Below are 21806 nucleotides of genomic sequence, written 5' to 3' on the forward strand. Positions count from 1 at the left end.
TTGTTTTTCAATAATTTATATAATTTTGTTATCGTTAAACAATAATTTGTTATTTATGAAATCACTTCAACCACTTAAAACATTAATCAATTTTTTATTTATAATTATTTGTATCGTTTTTACAGGCATAAGTATTGCGTTATTCTACGTAGCCCTTAGTGGAAATCTAGAATTTTTATCGATAGAAGCTAACTCACAAATAGAGATTTTCAGCAAAATAATTACGTTAATTCTTGTTTTTGCTTTGCAAGTGATGTCGATTTATTATTTGAGAGAATTTATTAAAGATGTTTCTCCGAAAAATTTGTTTACCATTCAACAAATTAAATGGCTCTCTAAAACCGGAAAATTAATGATTCTAGCAACGATCGTTTATACTGTTTTAAACTTTTTGATGAAGGTTATTTTTGAAAACAGAATCGAAATTTCAGTTTTAAATAATTCTGAAAACTTGTTTTACAATGAGATTTTCTTACTGATCATCGGCTTATTTTTTCTCTTTTTAAGTCACGTATTTAATTCAGCAAGAATATTAAAAGAAGAAAACGAACTTACCATCTAAGATAGAAACTATGCCCATACTCATAAATTTAGATGAAGTTTTACAGCAACGTGAAATGAAGTCGAAAGATCTAGCTGAAAAAATAGGAATCACCACCGCAAACCTTTCCATCTTAAAAACAGGAAAAGCAAAAGCGATTCGGTTTTCTACTTTAGCCGCAATCTGTGAAACACTCGATTGCCAACCGGGAGATATTTTAAGCTACGAACCTGATTAGAACCAAGCCGCCCAAGGGATCATTGCTAAAATTGCAATTAATGCTAATGGGTAGAAAATTGCTAAAACTTTAAATTTTGGAGCTGAAGAGAGTTTCTTTTTATGTTTAGAATACCCAATAGTGATCAATGCAATAGCAATAATCATCATTAATGGGTGCTCTACATTATAAAGCCTTAACGTGCTGTCACTCATAATGTCTTTTACAGGAACACCTTCGGTAAACCAAACAATTTTATCGGAAACAAAAAACAGCACAATACCAATTAACAGTTGAATATGCGTACAAATAAGTGCAAAAAGAGAGATTCTAAAATCTTTTGGCGCATACGATCTTTTAGTAACTGCTCCGATAACGGCGTTAATTGTTGCCAACAGAACTACTAATACTACTAAATATGCCCAATACGAATGAAGGTAATATACTGCTCTTTCCATAATTTTTATTTTGAGCTGTAAAGGTAATTTTTTTACATAAAAAAACCGCTACAAATTGTAGCGGTTTTTTAAATAGGTAGAGGTTAATAATTACTCTTCATTTTCAACCCACTCTCCATTTTCTTTTATAAATCTAAAGCTTTCAAGAACGCTTCCTCCATTATAAGTATCTACATTCAACACATATTGCTGACCATCTTCTGCATTTGGAGCAATAACATTAGCTAATAAATCTGTTAAAACAGTGAACATCATATCGTCATCCCAAGCAGTTGGGCTTCCAGATCTGTTGAAATTACCATAGTTTGCTAAGTTTGAAGCTGCGTTAGAATAATCTGTTCCTGTTTCTTCATCTACATAAGATTCATATTGTTCAGCAACATAATCATACTCAGCACCTGTTAGCAGGTAAGTAATAGTATTATCTGGCACCCAAGTTTCACCATCAAAACCGAACTGAAGTGAACTTTGGAATTGTTGCCACATACCGCTCATAAAAGTATAATAGCTTCCTCTTGTTTGAGTTCCCGCATCAGAACCTGCATAATATCTATAGATTAAGTACATTTCATCTTCTTCTTGAGCGTAAGGAAAGTTATTCGCTAAGAAAGTAGGTAAATAATTTTCTGGAAGAACTGAACTACTAAAGTTATTATATTGTCCTGGTGCTCCCATCTCATCGTAATCACTTGCTGAAAGGTAATATGCATTTTCAACACGCTCCCACTCACCATCGACAAATCTAAAATATAATGCATTTTCAACAGATTCTCCTGTTACTCCAGTAACCTTAAGCGCTAAAGATTCAACTCTCCATCTACCAGCATCATCATTAGTTGACTGATATTTTAAAGCTATATTTAAAGTTTGACCATCGTAAGCAGAAAAATCATACTCTTCTGATAAAATAAAATCATTACTATCTCCTGCCGGTGCATTTTGTAAATTTATTTCATCCCAAGTTGCAGTTGTTACATCACCTGAATAATCTGTAGAAACTAAAATCTGCAGTAAAGATAAATCGTCTGCATAGTTGATAGCTTGACTAATTTGAAAGTTTACATCTGTTTCGTCTGTTAAATCTATTTCTGGAGAAACGATCCAATCTTCATTAGCAACAGCTCCACCAGAATACCCATTACCTTCAATGTAACTAGATTGAGAGGTCCATTCTTGAGGTCCAGAAACATTTACAGTTGTCCACCCTTCAAAACTATTTTGAAAATTATATTCAACTAAAGAAGCAGAGCCAATTTCTGGCTCTTCAATAAATTCATCGTAAACCGCTAATACCACATCACCTCCTTCTGGAGAATCGATTTCTTCTGTTAAAATATCGATTAAACCTTCTTCGATATTAGCTCCAGGATAAAAACCAGCTGCTTCGAAGCCAAGAAAAGTATAATCATCACTTTCTAATTCATATTCTTCAGCATTGGTAAACTCTGCAACATTCGCCACTTGATCATAGTAAAGATTATAATTTACAAGCACAGAAGAACCTCTTCCCCAATATGGGTACATTTCAGCTAATAAATCTGGCACTAAATCTCTAGCTTGATCTTCTGTTTCAAAAAAATCTCCTTCTAATTCTAACGATTCGTAATCATCTGCAGTAAGCGTATATTCTTCCTCTCCTACCACTGGATTATCAATCGCATCAATCTCTTCATGAATATCTTCCATCGGCTCACAAGCCATTAGGAAAAATAACATCGCTATGCTTAAATAAACTAATTTTTTCATTTTAATTCTTTTTAAAATTTAAGTTTTGCCCCTACTGTAAAGGTTCTTCCTACTCCATACCAAACTAAAGCTGTTTGCGCATTTGAGTCTGCCCCGTCTATTGCATCTGAAATATATTCTGTATCAAATACATTGTTCATTCTACCGTATAAAGTTGCGTCGAAATTTCCAAATTTAAATCCGTGCTTAATTGAAGCATCTAACACTCCGTAAGAAGGCGCTTCCCAAGGGCGAGTTGCACTACCTGGAGTATTTGGATAACCACCATCACTAGGATCGAAATCTGCGAAATATCTATCAAAATAATTATAATCTAAATAAAAAGTAGTTTTATCTAATAGATCGTAAGCTAACCCTAAAGCTGCAGTTGTTTGTGCTGCATCACCTACAGGAACGTCTTCAATAAATAAATCTACAGTAGTTACTAAAGATTGATCTTCTGCTCTAATTTCTACATTTTCAATGTTTTCTTCCCATCTGTAATCACCGATAGAAGCCATACCTGTAATTCTTAATTTATCTGTTGCATCAAATACGAAATCTACCTCAACTCCTTGGTGAACCGCATTTACTCCTAAGATGTTTGCAAATCCTGTTTCATCTTCACTTAACTGAAATGATCTTGTTTCTGTTCTATCTCTCCATGTAGTTCTATAAGCATTTACATTTGCTCTAAATCTAGAACTACGGAAACCATAACCTAATTCGAAACTTAAGATTTTTTGGTTTTCTGCGTCATCATTAATCTCTTCATTATTGTAGTTAGGAAAAACTGCATCGAAACCTGGTGCTTTCTCAAAATAACCTAAGTTAGCGAATACATTATGATGATCTGATAAATTGTAGTTTGCTCCACCTTTTACCACAAAACCGGCAAAGTTATACCAATCGGTTTCTTGCTGAGGATCACTATCTAAATATTGAAAATAATCAATTCTTTTATAAGAAGTGTTAGATCCTGCTAAAGAGATAAATGCAGCCAAATCATCTTCTGAATATTCTAACTGAGTAAATAAACCTGCCCATCTTACTTTACCGTCGTTATAGTAGTTAAATTTATCACCTACTTGCAAAGCTTTATTAGGATTATTTACATCTGAATCGTCTGCAAAATACTCACCTCCCAATAGGTCTGTCACTTCATAAAAGTGCTTTCCTGTATAATCTCTTAGATCTAAACCAGCTAAAAGCTCGAAATTATCATTCAATTTATTACTGTAAGTAGAAAGTACACCATACCAATTGTGATCGTTTCTTGAAGCTCTTAAAATAGATTCTGAACCTCCTGCGCCATTTGCAATATTTTCATCAACGATACGATCTACATCTACTGGTCCTAGTGGCCCTAATCTATATTCTGGATTAGTGAATTTACTTTCACCACGAGTACCTCCTCCTCCTCCGGTACCGAAAGAAGCGTATACTGCCGTCGACAAGAAAGACTGATCATCAATCGTCCAATAATGGTTTAAAGAGATTTGTGGTTTATGGTAAAAGTTATCTTCAATATGCACAACCTCTCCATTTTTATAACCCCAATCTGAATTATATTTTCTATCTCTTTCGCTTTCTCTATAGGTAGAAATTAAATGTCTGTTTTGACGTTGACCGTGTCTTTGTTTCGCTCCAAAAGCAGTAAAAGACAATTCGTGATTTTCATTGAATTTTTTAGCAAGATTTACAAAGTAAGATACCGCCTGAAACTCAGTACCATCTACCCAACCATCTCCGGTTGTTCTTGCTGCAGAAACTGAAGCCGCAAAACCGTTATCCATTAAACCTGTAGAGTAAGTAGCTCCGTATTTAGTATAGCCATCGTTACCAACTGTAGCGAAAAAGTTTCCTCCTTCTTCAGCATCGGTACTCTTGGTAACCACGTTTACCGTACCTCCTACAGAAGGAACAGCAACTTTAGCAGCACCTAAACCTCTTTGCACCTGCATTGTTCTAGTTACATCGGCAAGACCAGCCCAGTTACTCCAGTAAACAGCTCCGTTTTCCATATCATTCACAGGAACACCGTTAATAAGAACCGCAACGTTTTCAGACTGAAAACCTCGAATTCTCAAATCTGCATCACCAAAACCACCTCCAGCTCTAGTCGCATAAACTCCTGGTGTTGATTTTAAAATTTCCGGAAATTCTTGACTTCCTAATTTTGTTTCAATTTGCTCTGCTTTAACAGTTGAAACCGCCACAGGCGTTTCTCGATCAATTGCCAAAGAGTAGCTTGTAATCACAATTTCTCCTAAAGCATTTTCATCTGCTTTTAAACTTACCATACCAAGATCTAAAGTTTCACCATCTTGCATATCGTAAGGAATACGTTGTTGAACAAAACCTACATAAGTAATCACTACTTCTCCTTGTAAATTTTCTTCTTCGATTTTTAAGGTAAACATACCATCAAAATCTGTAGTCGTACCATTTGAAGTCCCGGCTACCATTACGTTTGCTCCCGGCAACGGAGTACCAGTATCGGGATCTGTAACTGTCCCTTTAATAGTACCTTGAGCAAAAATTACACTAGTTGCTAATAGCAACATCATCGTAAACAATTTTTTCATTTTGCAGTTTGTGTTTAAATTTTTGTTTGCAATGCAAAAGAAGCAATAAGCCGCTAATTGCGTTTTAACTCGTTATTAACAGTAACAATTACAATATTAAATAATTGTTATGCGTACATATCAATACGAACAAAAAACATGAAAATGAACTATAAAATTTTAGGAGGAAGTTTTTTAAACGGAATTTCTTCTAGCTGTTTTCTCAAGTCTTCAATGTGAAGAAAATAATCAGGTTTTAGCTCTTCTTTTAAAGGTTCTGAACTTGGAAGGTTTTGCTTATAAGGGTCTACCTGTCTACCGTGCACCCAAAAACGATAACACACATGAGGTCCTGTTGCTAAGCCGGTACTTCCTACATAACCAATTACATCGCCTTGTTTTACGCGTTGACCAACTTTTGCGTTTCGCTTCGACATATGCAGGTATTGGGTTGTATACTTATCATTATGTCTCACTTTCACATAATTACCATTACCACGCGTATAACTCGACTTGATCACTACTCCGTCGGCGGTTGACCAAATCGGAGTTCCTGTTGGGGCAGCATAATCTGTACCTTTATGGGCTTTCCAACGTTTTTGAACAGGATGAAATCTTCTTTTGGTATATCGTGAAGATATTCTAGAAAACTTTAATGGCGCTTTTAAAAAGAAACTTTGCAGTGAATTTGCTTCTTCATCGTAATATTTAGCAAAGCCACTTACGCTATCTTTTCCAAATTCGAATGCGTAATATGGGTTTTTATAATGCGTTAGTACGGCGGCTTCAATATTTTCTACTCCAGCATAAACCGTATCGTTAATGTATTTTTCGTTATAAATTAATTTGAATTGATCTCCTTTCTGAATTTTAAAGAAATCTATTTTCCAACGGTAGATATCGGCAATTTTATCGGCTAAAAGAATACTTAAACCTTCATTATCCATCGCTCCAGAAAGTGAAGAAGTAATTACTCCTGAAGCTACTTTTCTTTTAATGGTCACCGGTTTTTTTGCTCGATAAGCTCGAATAGAATCGGCTAAATCGACAACGGTATAGTTAATCCGGTCGTTCTCGTAAATAAAAGCTTTTACAGTTGCTGAAGTATCTTTGCTTTTTAAAATTGTATAAGGTTTACCGGCTACAATTCTGGCAGGATTAAACGTGTCTTTTACTTTTTCTGAAATTCTAAAAACCTCGCCTCGGGTTACTCCGTTAGCATCCATAATCCCACCGAAGCTATCGCCTAATCTAATGGTATCTCTAACGACTTCATAATCGTTTAATAGAAAACCGTATTCTTTGATTTGCGGAGGTGTTTTTTTAATTTTCACTTCTTCTTTTGGAGCTTTACTCTCTTTTTTATCTTTTCCGCAAGACCATAAAAAAACTGAAACTACTAAGGCTGCAACTAAATATATATTCTTCAAAAGGGTTTTATTTTTGGGATGGGCAAAATTATTTAAAGCAATACACCTATACAACTATAATTTTTTGAAATTATTACAAGTTATTTCATGATGATCTTAAACGAATGATTTAAACCTTTAAATGCTTCTAGATCTGCTTCTAAAGAACCTACCGCCAGATTTGCTTTTATCTTCAGCGGAATTTTATTTTTATCGTCACTTACCCAAAATGTAAGACTTTCTTCTTCTTTAAAAATTCGATCGGCTTGCACGTAGGGTCTAAATTTTAATGCATTTACTTTACCAAATTTGGTTTTTAGCACTTCTCTTCCTAAAAAAACTGTTTTGAATTTATAGTTTTCATCATCAAAAAAAAGATCTACAAATATCTCGTCTCCTTTAGTTAGATTTTCGGTATCGATTTTATTCCGAAGAAAATAAAACACTGAAAGCATATCTTGCACATTTGGTTTTGTTGTAAATGTGTCTTCTTTATTGTGTTTTAAATCTTTTACCTTGGCTTGGTGAGTATCTTGATCGAAGTAAATAATTCTGTTTTTAGTATGGCCGCCTTCATTAATATCTCTAATAAACTTTAGCGGCAAGTCGTTGCTTTTATCGATATAGGTTTCGTAAGTATCGTCAACTTCAAAAAACATATCGAGCAAACCGGTAGATTCTCCTTTACCTACCACATGAAAAACATCTTTATGATTATAGTTTTCTTCTTTCACTTCTAACGTGGCATAACTGGCATTGAACCAACCATAGTGAATTCTAAATTTGAACCACTCCCCGTCACGATAAGAATCGCCCTGCGCGTTAACTGAATGATTAACCAGCACTGCTAAAAGTATAAGACCAACTATTTTTTTCATATCGTAAAGTTAAGTTATTGTGTATTTTACGTTTTCAATTTCAAATACTATTCCAAAGGTATCAAAAAGAAAAAGCCCCATCAAGAAAATTGATAGAGCTTGTCCTTATTAACCAACTAAAACTTAAATTTATGAAAAAAATCTTTCTCAAAGCATTCTTGGTAACCACTCCAAAAATGCTGCGCAAAAGTATTACAGTAATACGTACTGCGCAACCTAAATTTTACATTTAACTATTCTCAATGCGAATAATTACAAATTCTTAATTTTAGTTGACGATTCTTTAATTTTTTTTCAAAATTATAGTGTTCCTCGCAAGCCTTGCTCTCTTTCTATAGCCTCAAATAGTGCTTTAAAGTTACCTGCTCCAAAGCCTCTAGCGCCCATTCGCTGAATAATCTCGAAGAAAAGTGTTGGTCTGTCTTCTACAGGTTTGGTAAATATTTGCAATAAGTAACCTTCTTCATCGGCATCGATCATGATCCCAAGGCTCTTTAATTTTTCTATATCTTCTCTTAATTCGTGATCGTGTTCTGCCAATCTTTTTGGTACGGCTTGATAATAGGTTTCTGGCGGAGTAGATAAAAACTCAATCCCGCGAGCTCTTAAAGCGGCTACGGTAGAAATAATATCGTCAGTCGCTACTGCAATATGTTGCACGCCCGGACCTTCATAAAAATCTAAATATTCTTCGATTTGAGATTTTTTAATTCCTTCAGCAGGTTCGTTGATCGGGAATTTAATTCTACCATTACCATTACTCATTACTTTACTCATTAATGCTGAATAATCGGTATGAATTTGTTTATCATCGAAACTCAAGAAATTTACAAAGCCCATCACGTCTTCGTACCATTTTACCCAAGTATTCATTTCTCCCCAACCTACGTTACCAACCATATGGTCGATGTATTTTAAACCAACCGGCTCAGGATTGTAATCTGAATTCCACTCGACGAATCCCGGTAAAAATTTACCATTATAGTTTTTACGCTCTACAAACATATGTACGGTTTCACCGTAAGTGTAAATTCCAGATCGCACGACTTCACCGTGTTCGTCTTTTTCAACAGTAGGCTCCATAAACGATTTTGCGCCACGTGCTGTGGTTTCTTCCCAAGCACTTTTCGCATCTTCTACCCAAAGCGCTACGACTTTTACTCCGTCACCATGCTTTACAATATGCTCGTTAATGGCGTGTTTTGAGTTTAACGGCGTAGTTAAGACTAGTCTGATCTTGTCTTGCTTCAACACATAAGAAACGGTTTCTTTGCTTCCGGTCTCTAAACCTTTATAAGCATACGACTGAAAACCAAATGCTGTTTTATAAAAATGGGCAGCTTGCTTTGCGTTACCCACATAAAATTCAACAAAATCGGTTCCTAAAAGGGGCAAAAAATCTTCTGCACCTTCAAATATTTTTTCTAGACCGTAGTCTACATTCTTTATATCTTTACTCATATTTCAAAGTTTTAAGGGTTTTTCTAATTAAAATTCTAGCGAGTCTAACACTAACGTATCTTCTAAAGTTTCTGCTTCGTTGTATTCTTCAACTTCATAATCGTAAGATTCATCATAATAAATAGAATCTTCTTCCCAAGCGTCATTATATTTTTCTATTTCATCATAATTTTCCCACAAACCAAACAGCATCGTCGATAAAAGTGCGCCATAAAACAAATAATAGACTGTATAAAACAATGATATTAGACCGCTCACCACAATGGTGACAATATTTAAGATCTTTGCATTTTTTACATTGTTATAACTGTATGGTGAATAATTTTCAGGCTCAAACTCATAGAGCTTTATACTTTTATTTGCTGAAATTAATCCTACAATACTTAGTATTAATGAAACATAGGCTAATAAACCGCAACAGCAACCGGCTACGGTGATAACAACTGCAATAATACCAAGCGTCATTGCAGACGAATCTGCAGGAAGTCTATTTTGATTCATTGAATACTATTCGTCTTTATGATCTAACCACGATTGGTAATAAGTTCCATCGGCTATTTTCATTCCTTCTTCCGTAACTTTTAGAGGTCTAAACGTATCGACCATTACGGCTAATTCTTCGGTTTCTGTTTGCCCGATGCTACGTTCTACAGCTCCCGGATGCGGGCCGTGCGGTATTCCCGCCGGATGCAATGAAATGTGCCCGGCTTCAATATCGTTTCTGCTCATAAAATCTCCATCTACATAATACAACACCTCATCACTATCGATATTACTATGACTGTAAGGCGCCGGGATACTTTCTGGATGATAATCGTACAAACGCGGACAGAATGAACAAACTACAAACGCATCAGTTTCAAAAGTTTGATGCACCGGTGGCGGCTGATGTATTCTTCCGGTAATGGGTTCAAAATCATGAATTGAAAATGCATACGGATAATTATAACCATCGTAACCTACCACATCGAAAGGATGCGTTGCATAAACAGTATCGAAAATCTCATTATTCTTTTTGATCTTGATGAGAAAATCACCTTTCTCATCGTTGGTTTCTAACTCATAAGGCTGGCGAAGATCGCGCTCACAAAATGGCGAATGCTCTAGTAACTGACCAAAATGATTTCGATATCTTTTTGGCGTGTAAATAGGTCGATGCGATTCTACAATAAACAAGCGATTATTCTCATCGTCAAAATCGAGTTTATAAATCGTACCGCGCGGAATTAATAAATAGTCTCCGTACTTAAAATCTAAATTCCCTAAGTGTGTTCTTAACTTACCACTACCTTTATGAATAAAAATAAGCTCATCACAATCGGCATTTTTATAAAAATAGTCTTGCGTAGCATTTTGTGGTGAAGCTAAAATAATCGTACAGTCTTGATTGGTTAACACTGCCTTTCGACTCTCTAAATAATCGGGCGCCGGCACCACCTGAAAACCTTTGAATCGGTAAGACTTAATATTATTTTCTACCGCAATTTTAGGCGCAACATTATAACTTCCTTTTATATCTTTTACTTGCGTTGGTCGATGTTCGTGATAAAGGTTAGACGACATTCCGTCGAAACCAATCGTCCCGAACAACTGCTCGTAATATAAGCTACCATCAGGCTTTTTAAAGATAGTATGGCGCTTATGAGGTATCTTTCCTAATTTATGATAAAATGGCATAATTCATTTCTGATTTTTACAAATATCGCAATTTTTTTCTGTTTTTCTCAAACGTTTGAATTTCTTGTTGCTGAATTTTATGAATACTTAAAATCACGAGAGATTTCAATAAATACCTTCGGAAATTTGTAATGAAACTTGCTTTATTTCGATTAAACCTATGAAATAAATTCAAGATGAAATTTCACCTCAACATTTCATCTTCAACCTCAAAAAAAACTTATGAAAGATATAAAAGTAGGCATTCTCGATCAATCTATTGTTCGGCACGGTGCCAACGCTCGCGAAGCTTTATTAGAAACTATTGAAACAGTAAAACTTGCTGAAGATTTAGGTTACAATCGCTTCTGGGTTTCAGAACATCACAACTCCCCTTCTATTGCCGGTTCTGCTCCTGAAGTATTGATGGTAAAATTAGCCGACGAAACGAAGCACATTAAAATTGGTAGTGGCGGCATTATGCTCCCTAATCACAGTGCTTTTAAAATGGCCGAAAATTTTAGAATGCTCGAAGCACTTTTTCCTGGAAGAATAGAAATGGGAATGGGTCGCGCTCCGGGTGGCGATCGAATTAGTGCAATGTTACTCAACCCATCCAACACTTTTAAAGAAGAAGATTATTTAAAACAGATCGATCATTTACAGCATTTTTTTAGAGATACTGCTGCTACCGAAAGCGGAAGAATCTATGCCATACCGCAAGCTGAAAGCATTCCTGCGCAATGGATTTTAAGCTCAAGCGGTGGAAGCGCAAAAATTGCTGCTGAAAAAGGTCTTGGTCTGGCCATCGCCAAATTTATTAATGGAAACGTCCCGCCGGAGATCGTAAAAATTTATCGCGATAATTTTCAGCCTTCAGAAAGTTTACAAGAACCTAAGGTTTTACTTTCTTCTTTTGTGATGTGTGGCGAAACTCCGCAAATCGCAGCCAATATGAGAAAGTACATGGATTATACGTTGGTACAATTTGAAAAAGGAAACTTTGGAAAACGCCCGCCTTTTAAAGAAGTTGAACAATATGAATTTTCTGCTTACGAACAACAACGCTTAGAAGCCAACAGTAATCGAATCATTTCTGGTACGCAAGATCAAGTAAAAGCAGAGCTAGAAGAGCTCGCTGAAACTTATGATGTAGATGAATTGGTGATCACCACAATGAGTTACGATAAGCAACTCCGTTTAAAATCGTTTCAATTAATTGCGGAAGCGATGAATTTACAGCCGCAATTTACATAAACAAAAGTATACTTCAGAAGGAGAATTTTATGAGTTTTTCTTCTGAAGTAATTTTTCTACTCCTAAAATGGTGAGAAAACCTAAGGTATAAGCCGCCATATCTCGCCAATCGAAAGAAGAACCTACCAGCATATCGGTCGATCTCGATTTATTCACTTTCAGCAAAGCTAAAATATTTAGGTATTGTGCAATTTCAATAGTATAGGCTAAAAGTAAAACTGCGGTCGCGACGTAGAATTTTTTCAGCTTCAAAAAAGAAAGTATAAAGCAATAGATCACAAAAACGATAAGGTAATCTCCAAAAACACCTCGTATAAATCCGTCATGAAAATAGCGCTCGATGGCAACTTCAGCTAAAAAGAAGCCCATAAAAAGCAGGAAATATGTGTAGTGAAACTTCAGCATTTAAAACCAAAAACCTAGATTAAAAAACCATTCACTTTCTGCTCTTTCCGGAGAATAAGAATATTTCAACTCTATTGGACCTAAAAAGGTTTCTATCCCGTAACCCAACGCCATTCCTGTGTAATTTGGAGATGAAAAGAAATTACCGGTCGAGTAAAGATCGTTTTCAACATTGGCAAAATTATAGCTGAGTATAATGTGATTTTTATTGAACGGCTCAAAATCGACTTCAACCAAACTTTTAATATAACTATCGCCAGAAATACTCAAGAAATCGTAACCGTAAAACGGCACTAAATTATTCACTAAATGATTACCATAACCGCCCAGATAAAAGTCTAAGGCATTCATTTCTGTTTCTCCGATACGAAAACCGGTTTCTGATTGTAAACGAAACGAAAAATTTTTGATTGGCGAAAACGCATAACCAAAATAACCTCTCGCAATGTAAAAAGGTGTAAAATCGTAACTTGCCTCTGACTCTACCAAATAGGCGTGAAAATCTCCCATAAAACGTAAACCTTTACACGGGAAATAGGCATTATCATATTTGTCGTATTCTAAATACCCAAACGCACTAAATAAATTACTTTCTTCTAAAATCGTAAACGGATATTCTTGACTATTATCATTCTCGATAATGGTTTCTGTCTCTAAATTCGTGTATTTATGCTCGCCACCTAAACCTAGTTTGAAAGATTTAAAAAAGAAGGTTTCTGCATAGATTTGATTGGTAAAATCTTGGTAATCGATATCGACCTGATTCACATTATAATCGCCTAGATCAAAATTATTTTCAATAAAACTATAAGGAACGTTTTTGCTGAATTGATCGAACCTAGAATTTAAACCAATGCTCCAATAACTTCCTTTATCGATGTAATAGCGCGCGTCATAACGAAAATTATCTCCTGCAATAAAATCTAACGACAAAATATCGTTTTTAAGCAGCAAACTCTTTCGAGTAAAGTTTAGCAAAGCCGCACTTCGATACAATTCGTCATAATGCAAAGACAAACGTAAATTGGTATTATTATCATTTTCAGTAACAATAAGATTAAGATCTTGTCTTGCATCTTCTTTCTGAATCAATTCGTATTCGATACGTTCAAAATTTCCAGTTGCCGATAAATTATTAATCGCTCGCCCCAAGTCGTGATGAGAAATTTTAGCATCGGTATCTACTTTTAACTTTCCGCGAATGTAATTTCTTGGGTAGTTGCTATTCCCTGAAATATGAATATCTGCAATATGAATAGAGTCTGAAAACTTTATCTTGCCGTGAACTGTTTCTGCGGAAGTCTGCTGACGGCCGGCCAATAATTGTAACTCTGTTTTAAATTCATTCGCTCTTTTTTCTCCTTGCTGAATGATCGCTGCACCTTCATCAAAAGACAAAATGGTAAACGCCGTGATGTCTGGTTTAATGTACAAATCGGTTTTACTCCGCTTATTTTTCATGTCTTTGATCGTTCGAAAATTATTGACTTGCGTAATAATCTCAAACGCCGACTGAAGCTTCTCGCGATTCACTAAACTATCTTGCACATCGACCCCAATAATGTAATCGACATTGCGTTTTTTTAATTCTTCTATCGGGTAATTGTTGGTGATCCCGCCATCAGAAATTAAATGTCCGTTAATTTCCACCGGACTAAATAAGGACGGAATTGCTCCACTTGCAGAAACTGCTTGTGGTAACGAACCGCGATCGAGCAACACCTCTTCTCCCGTTTCAATATTAGTACCTATACAGAAAAAAGGAATCGGCAATTCACTAAAATCGTCGATCTCTTCTACCGGCGACATTAAATAAGCTAATAAATTATAAATATTTTGACCTTTGGATAAGCCTGAAGGCAAACCTATTTTAAACCGATCGAAAGGAAGCGTCACCGCGTAACGCTCAGAATCTTCACGTTCGTAGAAGGATTTTACTCCTCTAGGCAAATCGTCCTGAATTAAAGCATTAAAATTTGTGGCTTTAAAAATAGAATCTAACTGCTTAGCAGAATATCCTGAAGCGTAAAGCGAACCAATAATTGCGCCCATACTTGTACCGCCAATATAATCGATACGCACGCCGGCTTCTTCAATTACTTTTAACGCACCAATATGCGCCAAACCTTTAGCTCCGCCTCCACTTAAGACCAAACCTACTTTTAAATCTTCAGGCTGTTCTTGCGTTTGACCAAAAACGGCAAACGAACAAAAAATTAGTATAAGCCCGAATATTTTTTTCATTTTAATCATTAGCGTGATAGTGATTATAGATCAACGTGCCTTTGGCATTCCCAATTATTTCGACAATTTCTTTTTTCTCTGCGGTTTGTATTCTTTTTACCGATCGAAAATGTTTGAGCAATTCAACAGCGGTTTTTTCTCCAATACCCGGAATGCTTTCCAACTCTGTACCCAACGCAGCATTGCTTCTTTTATTACGATGAAAAGTAATCCCGAATCTATGCGCTTCGTTTCGTAATTGCTGAATGATCTTTAGCGTTTCTGAACGTTTATCTAAGTATAACGGAATAGAATCTCCCGGATAAAACAATTCTTCTAAACGCTTTGCAATCCCAATGATCGCAATCTTACCGCGTAAACCTAACACATTTAAAGCTTTCACCGCAGAAGAAAGTTGACCTTTACCACCATCAATAATTATAAGCTGTGGCAAGGGTTGCTCTTCGGCCAATAACCTTCGGTAACGCCTGAACACAACTTCTTCCATCGAAGCAAAATCGTCTGGTCCTTCTACCGTTTTAATGTTGAATTTACGATAATCTTTCTTACTGGGTTTTCCGTTTTTGAACACCACGCAAGCCGCCACAGGATTTGTCCCTTGAATATTCGAGTTATCGAAACATTCTATATGTCTTGGTTCTACCGAAAGGCGTAAATCTTTTTTCATTTGCGCCATTAAGCGGTTTACGTGACGATCGGGATCTACAATTTTCATTTGCTTGAAACGCTCTTGCCTAAAATATTTAGCATTACGTAACGACAAATCTACAATTGCTTTTTTATCTCCAAGTTTCGGTACGGTTACCTTTATGTCTTCTCCTACTTCTACTTTAAAAGGTACAAATATTTCTTTGGAAGTAGAGTTGAAACGCTGTCTAATTTCGGTAATTCCTAATTCGAGTAATTCACGATCGGTCTCGTCGAGTTTTTTCTTCATCTCAATCGTATGGGAACGAATAATGCTTCCGTGAGAAAGCTGAAGAAAATTTACATAACCATAACCTTCGTCACTGGTAATGGTAAAAACATCTACATTGTTTATTTTAGGATTTACTACAGTAGATTTGCTTTGGTATTTCTCTAAAACTTCAATCTTTTCTTTAATACGTTGCGCATCTTCAAACTCCATTTGTTCGGCATGCATTTTCATTTGCTCGCGAAACTGTTGCAAAGAATCTTTAAAATTTCCTTTTACAATTTGCCGAATGTGTTCAATATTTTTACTGTACTCAACTTCTAATTGATTGCCTTCGCACGGTCCTTTACAATTTCCTAAATGGTATTCTAAACAGACTTTATATTTTCCTTCCTGAATTTTTTCTTCAGAAAGATCATAATTACAAGTTCTTAATTTATATAATCCTTTAATAAGATCGAGCAAGGTATTTACGGTTTTAAAACTCGTGTAAGGTCCATAATATTCGCTTCCGTCTTTTACAATTCTTCTGGTAGGAAACACCCGCGGAAAGCGTTCATTTTTAATACAGATCCAAGGGTAAGTTTTATCATCTTTCAGCATCACGTTAAAACGCGGCTGATATTTTTTGATCAGGTTGTTTTCTAACAGCAACGCATCGGTTTCAGAATTTACCACAATATGCTTTATGGTTTTAATCTTTTTCACCATGACGCCAATACGATGACTGTCGTGCTTTTTATTAAAGTAAGAAGAAACGCGTTTCTTTAGATTTTTCGCTTTTCCTACGTATAAAATCTTTTCGTTTTTATCGAAATACTGGTATACGCCCGGACTATTGGGCAGGGTTTTAATTTGAATTTCTACAGAAGGTGTATCCATACTTCAAAGATAAGATATCTACAATTTTTAATAAGAATCTTTCTTAAAATCTACGGACAATTGTATTAGTTTCTAACCAAGATAAGAATAAGCCCATCCAACTCTGGCTCATCTTCTAATCTTAAAGTATCAGATTCAATAGAAAACTTGTATTTATAGGGTATTGTTGAATCTGGGTTATCTATAAAAAGACTGTCTCCTTGAAGGGTATAACCATAATCACCGCTCGTTAAAAAGGGTTCTGATACAGCATTAACCACCTTCAAATTTTGTGGGGTAGTTTCAAATTCCCAAACTTGTTCTCCTTCATTAATTGTAGGGATCTCATCACAATAACATAAGATTTCTGCTAGGTTCCATTCACCGTCTAAATTATTTTCATTTAAATTAGAATCGTCGTCATTAGAACAAGCATAACAACAGAATAAGATAATAACGAGAGAGATTGTATAATTTTTCATAAGATTACATATATATAGTAGATGTCTTTTTTGAGTTTTGGTTGCGTTATCATTTGAATCTGTATGATCATTTTTATAACTATCTATTATTTTAATAGTTTCATAAAACAAAAAGCATATTTCTAAAAATGTTTAGTTTTGTGATATGACCAACAAATCAAAAAAAACAATAGGAAGAGTAGATAAAGCCGACTTCCCCGAACTTGGGCTTAACGAAATTGCTATTAAAATAGATACCGGTGCTTATACTTCATCTATACATTGTGAAGATATACACGAAGAGAACGGTGTTCTTTATTGTAACTTTTTAGATAAAGAGCATCCCGACTACGACCATAAACCTTTGGTTTTTAAAGAATTTAACACCATAAAAGTAAGAAGCAGTAACGGTATTGCTCAAAAACGTTACGAGATAAAATCTACCCTAAAAATTTTCGGGAAAGTTTATAAAATATCACTTTCTTTGAGCGACCGAAAAGAAATGAAATTTCCCGTTCTTATTGGTAGAAAGTTTTTAAATGGTAAATTTATCGTAGATCCGCAATTAAAAGATATATCCTTCAACGTACAAGAACAATAAATTATGAACATTAAAATTTTATCTAGAAATCCAAAGCTCTATTCTACGCAACGTCTTGTTGAAGCTGCTAAAAAACGCAAGCACGAAGTTGAAGTGATCGATCCTTTAAAATGTGATATTGTTATTGAAAGAAGGAAACCCAATGTTTATTACAAGGGAGCATATATCGAAAATGTAGATGCTATTATCCCAAGAATTGGTTCTTCGGTAACTTTTTATGGGACTGCAGTTGTTCGTCAGTTTGAAATGATGGGAGCTTTTACCACTACAGATTCTGAAGCTTTAGTACGCAGCCGGGATAAATTAAGAAGCTTACAAGTACTTTCTCGTGCAAGAATTGGCTTACCAAAAACGGTTTTCACCAACTATTCTAGAGACGTTGAAGGCGTTATTAAACAAGTTGGCGGCACTCCTTTAGTGATTAAATTATTAGAAGGAACACAAGGTTTAGGCGTGGTGTTAGCTGAAACAAAAAATGCAGCACAATCGGTTATCGAAGCTTTTAATGGTTTACAAGCTCGTGTGATCGTACAAGAATTTATTAAAGAAGCAAAAGGAGCCGATATTCGTGCATTTGTGGTCGATGGTCACGTCGTTGGAGCGATGAAGCGCCAAGGGAAAGAAGGAGAATTTCGCTCTAATTTACACCGTGGTGGTTCTGCAGAAGTAATTCAACTTACCGATGAAGAAGAAATTGCAGCTGTAAAAGCAGCAAAATCGATGGGTCTTGGCGTTGCCGGAGTAGATCTTTTACAAAGTGCACGCGGACCGTTAATTCTAGAAGTGAACTCTTCACCGGGATTAGAAGGTATCGAAAAAGCTACCGGAAGAGACATCGCCAAAACAATTATTAGATACATCGAAAAACACGTTTAAGCTATGGCTAGCATAGACGAAAATAATATTCTCACGCTTTTAAATCGAAAAATTAAGCCGGGACAAAGTGCGAAAATCAACTTTAACACGGCAAAATTATACACGCAAACCACAGTAGAAGTTCCTATTATTGTAGAACGTTCTACAAAACCGGGACCGGTGGTTTTAATTACTGGCGGTATTCACGGTGATGAAATTAATGGCGTCGAGATCGTTCGCCAAACCATTGCCAAAGGAATGAATAAACCTGCCAAAGGAACCATTATTTGTATTCCTGTGGTGAATGTTTTTGGTTTCTTAAATATGCAGCGTGAATTTCCTGATGGGCGTGACCTTAATCGTATGTTTCCGGGTTCTAAAACCGGGCCTTTAGCAAGTAAAGTTGCCTACCAATTTACCGAAGAGATCTTACCGATAGCCGACTATTGTTTAGATTTCCATACCGGTGGTTCGAGCAGGTTTAATGCTGCACAAATTAGGATCGATAAAGGAGACGAAGAACTTCTAAACTTAGCGCATATTTTTAATGCGCCGTTTATTGTTTACTCCAAAACCATTTTGAAATCGTACCGCAAATCTTGTATGAAGTTAGGCAAACCGGTCTTATTATTTGAAGGCGGAAAATCTTCAGACAGCAATAAAGAGATCGCTAAAATTGGGGTTGAAGGTATTCAGCGTGTACTTTCTCATTTAGGAATGTTACGAGAAGATTTTAGCGTACCTAAAGCCAATCACACTTCTATCATTATTGAAGACAGCACGTGGATGCGCGCCAAATACAGCGGACTTCTACACGTTAAAATTCCGATTGGTAAAAAGGTAGAAAAAGGTGAATATATTGCCATTTTAACCGATCCTTACGGAAGTTTTCGCCATAAGGTAAAAGCTACACAAACCGGTTACATTATTAATGTAAACCAATCTCCTATCGTTTACCAAGGTGATGCGATTTTTCATATTTCAAAAGAAAAATAATGCTTAAAAAAGACCTTCGCATTGCTTTTAAAAAGAAAAGAGAAGCGCTTTCTTTAGCTGAAATTGATGAGAAAAGTTTAGCTATTGCCAACCAAGTTTTGCAACTTCAACTTTGGGAATATTCGTTTTTTCACCTATTTCTTTCTATCGAACGCTTAAAAGAAATCAATACAGAATACCTACTTCATATTCTCAACGGGAAAGACAAGAACATCGTGGTTTCTAAAAGTGAGTTTGAAGCACTGACGATGAAGCATTTTTTATTAACCGATGCAACGCCATTAAAGCTTAACAAATGGGGAATACCAGAACCGGTAAACGGGATCGAAATACCAGCAACGCAGCTCGATGTAGTTTTTATTCCGTTATTGGCTTTTGACGAAAAAGGAAATAGAATTGGCTACGGAAAAGGCTTTTACGATCGCTTTTTAAACGAATGCAAAGAAGATGTCATTAAAGTTGGCTTATCTTTTTTTGAAGCCACAACAACGATTGAAGACACCAACGCGAATGACATTCCGTTAGATTTTTGCGTAACTCCAGAAAAAATTTACCGCTTTAATTAAGCTTCTTTTTTCTCTTTCTCTTCTTCCTTCGGAAATGCTTTTTTATTGAAAATAATTAATAGCGCCACTCCAACGGTAATTGCAGAATCAGCAATATTAAATACAGGTTCAAAAAACGTAAAATACTGTCCGCCCCAACCGGGAATCCAATCTGGCAGGTAACCGCTCCAAAGCGGGAAGTAAAGCATATCGACTACTTTACCGTGAAATAATGTACCGTAACCACCGGCTTCCGGTAAGAAAGTCGCTAACTGGCCGTGACTATCGTTAAATAAAATTCCGTAGAAAACCGAGTCGATAATATTACCGAAAGCTCCGGCAAAAATTAAAGCAACTGCCGAAACCAAAATAGCCGAACCTTTTTTTCTAACCGAATCCCACAACCAATAACCAATACCACAAATGGCAACCAATCTAAAAAGGGTAAGAATTAATTTACCGTATTGCCCGGGAATTTTGGCTCCCCAAGCCATTCCTTCATTTTCTACAAATAAAATTCTAAACCAGTCAAAAACCTTTACTTCTTCACCTAAAACAAAATGTGTTTTAATATAGATTTTTGAAATTTGATCGATAAGAAGGATCAATATGATAAAAAGTGTAGCTTTCTTTAACGACATTTACATTGCTTTTGGCGGTAAAAATACATTTTTTATTGAGTTTTCGTAACCAGAATACTTCCATAAATCGATTTCACTTCAATTAACTCCCCAAAATCTAGTTCGTGATCAATTTCAACCTTACCGTGATTGCTTGACGCTACAACTTTGGCTTGGGTAGTTTGTATAGAAACATCTCCCGTAAACGTGTTGACTAAAGCTTTTCCTGCAAATGAAGTAAGTTGGCAAGCACCCGATTTTAATTCAGCTTCAAAAAAATTGAAAATTCCTTTCACTTGCACATTGGCGATGTTAGAAATAATGGTGAGTTGCAAACCTTCTGGAATGATTAATTTCAAATTTACCGCATATACTTTATGTGCACTCAATTTATCGTAACCACTCGTTAAAATTTCTTTGTAGGTTGAAGTGATTTGTAAATGGTTAAGATCGCGTTCTACCGAAAGGGCGATATCGTTAAAATATTCACCTTCAGAAATGGTAAATAGCTGAATATTTTCTGCGGAAGCTTTTGTTTCTACTTCAATTTTAAACACCTCATCGGCTTGCAGCTGAATAAACTCAATCCCTGAAGCGTCGAAAGTTTGCACGCGTTCTCGCTGAGCGTAAAGAACGCTTTGAAAACAAAGAATAACTATTAGAAATATGTATCTAAAATTCATTTTAGAAATAAAACAAAAAACGCTCCAATTTCTTGAAGCGTTTTCTTTGAATAGTTGAAGCAAAATTACTTTTGCATATTTTTAGCTTCGATACTTAAAGTCGCGTGAGGAACTAACTTTAAACGCTCTTTTTTGATTAATTTACCGGTTACTCGGCAAACTCCATAAGTTTTATTTTCAATACGGATCAAGGCATTTTTCAAGTCTCTGATAAATTTTTCTTGACGAATAGCTAATTGAGAATTAGACTCTTTACTCATGGTTTCGCTACCTTCATCAAAAGCTTTAAAAGTTGGTGAAGTGTCGTCTGTACCATTGTTACTATCGTTCATATACGCACTTTTATATAAATCTAATTGTGCGGTTGCTTTCTCTATTTTGTCTAAGATAAGCGTTTTAAACTCTTCAAGTTCTTTATCAGTATAACGTTCTTTAGTATCTGTTGCCATA

The 21806-nt window shown here is 35.7% G+C and carries 22 protein-coding genes; 7 read left to right on the forward strand and 15 right to left on the reverse strand.

Annotated elements, in window-relative coordinates; all coding sequences use genetic code 11:
- The first annotated feature begins 55 nt into the window (after positions 1-55).
- The gene (locus G551_RS0107885) at positions 56-562 is read left to right on the forward strand and encodes a DUF2975 domain-containing protein (RefSeq protein ID WP_027885058.1); all 507 of its coding nucleotides are present in this window, start codon (positions 56-58) and stop codon (positions 560-562) included.
- Between the two features lie 10 nt (positions 563-572).
- Positions 573-779 carry a helix-turn-helix domain-containing protein gene (locus G551_RS0107890; RefSeq protein WP_027885059.1) on the forward strand — a complete coding sequence of 69 codons (207 nt, stop codon included), beginning with the start codon at positions 573-575 and terminating at the stop codon, positions 777-779.
- Here G551_RS0107890 and G551_RS0107895 read toward each other — a convergent pair.
- The 8 genes from G551_RS0107895 to G551_RS0107935 all read right to left on the reverse strand — a co-directional run bounded on the left by G551_RS0107895 (position 776) and on the right by G551_RS0107935 (position 10933).
- Positions 776-1216 (reverse strand): hypothetical protein, encoded by a 441-nt coding sequence (locus G551_RS0107895; RefSeq protein ID WP_027885060.1) that lies wholly within the window; start codon positions 1214-1216, stop codon positions 776-778. The genes G551_RS0107890 and G551_RS0107895 overlap by 4 nt on opposite strands.
- 90 nt (positions 1217-1306) lie before the next feature.
- Positions 1307-2962, reverse strand: a complete 1656-nt coding sequence (locus G551_RS0107900) for a choice-of-anchor J domain-containing protein (protein ID WP_027885061.1) — start codon at positions 2960-2962, stop codon at positions 1307-1309.
- An 11-nt stretch (positions 2963-2973) separates the two neighbouring features.
- Positions 2974-5529: a TonB-dependent receptor gene (locus G551_RS0107905; RefSeq protein ID WP_027885062.1), complete on the reverse strand. Its 2556-nt coding sequence runs from the start codon at positions 5527-5529 to the stop codon at positions 2974-2976.
- Positions 5530-5678: 149 nt separating this feature from the next.
- Positions 5679-6938, reverse strand: a complete 1260-nt coding sequence (locus G551_RS0107910) for a peptidoglycan DD-metalloendopeptidase family protein (RefSeq protein ID WP_027885063.1) — start codon at positions 6936-6938, stop codon at positions 5679-5681.
- 80 nt (positions 6939-7018) lie between these two features.
- Positions 7019-7795 (reverse strand): DUF3108 domain-containing protein, encoded by a 777-nt coding sequence (locus G551_RS0107915; protein WP_027885064.1) that lies wholly within the window; start codon positions 7793-7795, stop codon positions 7019-7021.
- Between the two features lie 300 nt (positions 7796-8095).
- Positions 8096-9256: a 4-hydroxyphenylpyruvate dioxygenase gene (hppD, locus tag G551_RS0107925; protein WP_027885066.1), complete on the reverse strand. Its 1161-nt coding sequence runs from the start codon at positions 9254-9256 to the stop codon at positions 8096-8098.
- Positions 9257-9283: 27 nt separating this feature from the next.
- The gene (locus G551_RS0107930) at positions 9284-9757 is read right to left on the reverse strand and encodes a CCC motif membrane protein (protein ID WP_027885067.1); all 474 of its coding nucleotides are present in this window, start codon (positions 9755-9757) and stop codon (positions 9284-9286) included.
- Between the two features lie 6 nt (positions 9758-9763).
- Positions 9764-10933: a homogentisate 1,2-dioxygenase gene (locus G551_RS0107935; RefSeq protein ID WP_027885068.1), complete on the reverse strand. Its 1170-nt coding sequence runs from the start codon at positions 10931-10933 to the stop codon at positions 9764-9766.
- 222 nt (positions 10934-11155) lie between these two features.
- Between G551_RS0107935 and G551_RS0107940 the strand changes: the two genes are divergently transcribed.
- Entirely contained in the window at positions 11156-12169 is a 1014-nt protein-coding gene (locus tag G551_RS0107940; RefSeq protein WP_027885069.1) for an LLM class flavin-dependent oxidoreductase, read from the forward strand.
- A 27-nt stretch (positions 12170-12196) separates the two neighbouring features.
- Here the strand turns inward: G551_RS0107940 and G551_RS0107945 are convergent, their stop codons facing one another.
- The 4 genes from G551_RS0107945 to G551_RS0107960 form a co-directional block, all read right to left on the reverse strand.
- Positions 12197-12538 (reverse strand): ribosomal maturation YjgA family protein, encoded by a 342-nt coding sequence (locus tag G551_RS0107945; protein ID WP_051191328.1) that lies wholly within the window; start codon positions 12536-12538, stop codon positions 12197-12199.
- 36 nt (positions 12539-12574) lie between these two features.
- The gene (locus G551_RS0107950; RefSeq protein ID WP_027885071.1) at positions 12575-14818 is read right to left on the reverse strand and encodes a patatin-like phospholipase family protein; all 2244 of its coding nucleotides are present in this window, start codon (positions 14816-14818) and stop codon (positions 12575-12577) included.
- Between the two features lies 1 nt (position 14819).
- Positions 14820-16616: an excinuclease ABC subunit UvrC gene (gene uvrC, locus G551_RS0107955; RefSeq protein ID WP_027885072.1), complete on the reverse strand. Its 1797-nt coding sequence runs from the start codon at positions 16614-16616 to the stop codon at positions 14820-14822.
- 65 nt (positions 16617-16681) lie between these two features.
- On the reverse strand, positions 16682-17077 hold the full coding sequence (locus G551_RS0107960; RefSeq protein ID WP_027885073.1) for a hypothetical protein: 396 nt from the start codon (positions 17075-17077) through the stop codon (positions 16682-16684).
- 145 nt (positions 17078-17222) lie between these two features.
- Between G551_RS0107960 and G551_RS0107965 the strand changes: the two genes are divergently transcribed.
- The 4 genes from G551_RS0107965 to G551_RS0107980 are packed head-to-tail and all read left to right on the forward strand — an operon-like array spanning position 17223 to position 20074.
- The gene (locus tag G551_RS0107965) at positions 17223-17657 is read left to right on the forward strand and encodes an ATP-dependent zinc protease family protein (protein WP_027885074.1); all 435 of its coding nucleotides are present in this window, start codon (positions 17223-17225) and stop codon (positions 17655-17657) included.
- 3 nt (positions 17658-17660) lie between these two features.
- Positions 17661-18533, forward strand: coding sequence for a 30S ribosomal protein S6--L-glutamate ligase (gene rimK, locus G551_RS0107970; RefSeq protein ID WP_027885075.1), 873 nt, complete (start codon positions 17661-17663; stop codon positions 18531-18533).
- 3 nt (positions 18534-18536) lie between these two features.
- A complete protein-coding gene (locus G551_RS0107975; protein ID WP_027885076.1) occupies positions 18537-19508 on the forward strand; it encodes a succinylglutamate desuccinylase/aspartoacylase family protein in 972 nt (323 codons plus the stop codon).
- Positions 19508-20074, forward strand: a complete 567-nt coding sequence (locus G551_RS0107980; RefSeq protein WP_027885077.1) for a 5-formyltetrahydrofolate cyclo-ligase — start codon at positions 19508-19510, stop codon at positions 20072-20074. The genes G551_RS0107975 and G551_RS0107980 overlap by 1 nt, the downstream gene beginning before the upstream one ends.
- On the opposite strand, the gene G551_RS0107985 is transcribed toward G551_RS0107980, so the two are convergent.
- The 3 genes from G551_RS0107985 to G551_RS0107995 are packed head-to-tail and all read right to left on the reverse strand — an operon-like array spanning position 20071 to position 21805.
- Positions 20071-20694, reverse strand: a complete 624-nt coding sequence (locus G551_RS0107985) for a lipoprotein signal peptidase (RefSeq protein ID WP_027885078.1) — start codon at positions 20692-20694, stop codon at positions 20071-20073. The two genes, G551_RS0107980 and G551_RS0107985, sit on opposite strands and share 4 nt — an antisense overlap.
- A 32-nt stretch (positions 20695-20726) precedes the next feature.
- Positions 20727-21419 (reverse strand): DUF4097 family beta strand repeat-containing protein, encoded by a 693-nt coding sequence (locus G551_RS0107990; RefSeq protein WP_051191329.1) that lies wholly within the window; start codon positions 21417-21419, stop codon positions 20727-20729.
- 2 nt (positions 21420-21421) lie between these two features.
- A complete protein-coding gene (locus G551_RS0107995; protein WP_027885080.1) occupies positions 21422-21805 on the reverse strand; it encodes a TraR/DksA family transcriptional regulator in 384 nt (127 codons plus the stop codon).
- Position 21806: the final 1 nt, after the last annotated feature.

The sequence above is a fragment of the Mesonia mobilis DSM 19841 genome, assembly GCF_000423405.1.
Taxonomy (GTDB): Bacteria; Bacteroidota; Bacteroidia; order Flavobacteriales; family Flavobacteriaceae; genus Mesonia; species Mesonia mobilis.

Excerpts from the sequence above, each read along its gene's own strand:
- G551_RS0107885 (WP_027885058.1), top strand. The coding sequence starts at position 56 with ATGAAATCACTTCAACCACTTAAAACATTAATCAATTTTTTATTTATA.
- G551_RS0107890 (WP_027885059.1), top strand. The coding sequence starts at position 573 with ATGCCCATACTCATAAATTTAGATGAAGTTTTACAGCAACGTGAAATG.
- G551_RS0107895 (WP_027885060.1), bottom strand. The coding sequence starts at position 1,216 with ATGGAAAGAGCAGTATATTACCTTCATTCGTATTGGGCATATTTAGTA.
- G551_RS0107900 (WP_027885061.1), bottom strand. The coding sequence starts at position 2,962 with ATGAAAAAATTAGTTTATTTAAGCATAGCGATGTTATTTTTCCTAATG.
- G551_RS0107905 (WP_027885062.1), bottom strand. The coding sequence starts at position 5,529 with ATGAAAAAATTGTTTACGATGATGTTGCTATTAGCAACTAGTGTAATT.
- G551_RS0107915 (WP_027885064.1), bottom strand. The coding sequence starts at position 7,795 with ATGAAAAAAATAGTTGGTCTTATACTTTTAGCAGTGCTGGTTAATCAT.
- hppD (WP_027885066.1), bottom strand. The coding sequence starts at position 9,256 with ATGAGTAAAGATATAAAGAATGTAGACTACGGTCTAGAAAAAATATTT.
- G551_RS0107930 (WP_027885067.1), bottom strand. The coding sequence starts at position 9,757 with ATGAATCAAAATAGACTTCCTGCAGATTCGTCTGCAATGACGCTTGGT.
- G551_RS0107935 (WP_027885068.1), bottom strand. The coding sequence starts at position 10,933 with ATGCCATTTTATCATAAATTAGGAAAGATACCTCATAAGCGCCATACT.
- G551_RS0107940 (WP_027885069.1), top strand. The coding sequence starts at position 11,156 with ATGAAAGATATAAAAGTAGGCATTCTCGATCAATCTATTGTTCGGCAC.
- G551_RS0107945 (WP_051191328.1), bottom strand. The coding sequence starts at position 12,538 with ATGGGCTTCTTTTTAGCTGAAGTTGCCATCGAGCGCTATTTTCATGAC.
- G551_RS0107950 (WP_027885071.1), bottom strand. The coding sequence starts at position 14,818 with ATGAAAAAAATATTCGGGCTTATACTAATTTTTTGTTCGTTTGCCGTT.
- uvrC (WP_027885072.1), bottom strand. The coding sequence starts at position 16,616 with ATGGATACACCTTCTGTAGAAATTCAAATTAAAACCCTGCCCAATAGT.
- G551_RS0107960 (WP_027885073.1), bottom strand. The coding sequence starts at position 17,077 with ATGAAAAATTATACAATCTCTCTCGTTATTATCTTATTCTGTTGTTAT.
- G551_RS0107965 (WP_027885074.1), top strand. The coding sequence starts at position 17,223 with ATGACCAACAAATCAAAAAAAACAATAGGAAGAGTAGATAAAGCCGAC.
- rimK (WP_027885075.1), top strand. The coding sequence starts at position 17,661 with ATGAACATTAAAATTTTATCTAGAAATCCAAAGCTCTATTCTACGCAA.
- G551_RS0107975 (WP_027885076.1), top strand. The coding sequence starts at position 18,537 with ATGGCTAGCATAGACGAAAATAATATTCTCACGCTTTTAAATCGAAAA.
- G551_RS0107980 (WP_027885077.1), top strand. The coding sequence starts at position 19,508 with ATGCTTAAAAAAGACCTTCGCATTGCTTTTAAAAAGAAAAGAGAAGCG.
- G551_RS0107985 (WP_027885078.1), bottom strand. The coding sequence starts at position 20,694 with ATGTCGTTAAAGAAAGCTACACTTTTTATCATATTGATCCTTCTTATC.
- G551_RS0107995 (WP_027885080.1), bottom strand. The coding sequence starts at position 21,805 with ATGGCAACAGATACTAAAGAACGTTATACTGATAAAGAACTTGAAGAG.